Here is a 355-nt window from a genome sequence, read left to right as displayed (position 1 = left end):
GGCTGCGATTCCGCCAGCTCCACCCGCAACAGGCTCCCGCCCTTCGCGGCATGGGCCATGGCCAGCATCGCCTCGGATTCCAGCGTCACCGCATGGGCGACCAGCCGCGTGCCCGGCTTCAGCAGCGCATAAAGCTGATCCAGCAGCGTCTGAGACAGCCCGCCGCCGATGAACACCGCATCGGGCAGCGGCTGGCCCTGCAGGACCTCCGGCGCGCGCCCCTCGGCGATCACCAGCCGATCCACGCCCAGCCTCAGCGCATTCTCCCGCGCCCGCGCGGCGCGCTCGGGATGTCCCTCAAACCCGATGGCACGCAGCGAGGAATGCGACAGCAACCACTCGATCCCGATCGAAC

At 69.9% G+C, this 355-nt stretch carries 1 pseudogene; it reads right to left on the bottom strand.

Going from position 1 to position 355, the window contains the following annotated elements:
- A pseudogene (locus tag BTA51_RS30390) lies at window positions 1-355 on the bottom strand (cobalamin biosynthesis bifunctional protein CbiET); the annotation flags it as partial.

Origin of the sequence: Hahella sp. CCB-MM4, assembly GCF_002260525.1 — a bacterium.
GTDB lineage: Bacteria > Pseudomonadota > Gammaproteobacteria > Pseudomonadales > Oleiphilaceae > Hahella.
The sequence above is the reverse complement of the archived record's forward strand: the minus strand, read 5'-3'. Positions and strand labels throughout refer to the sequence as shown.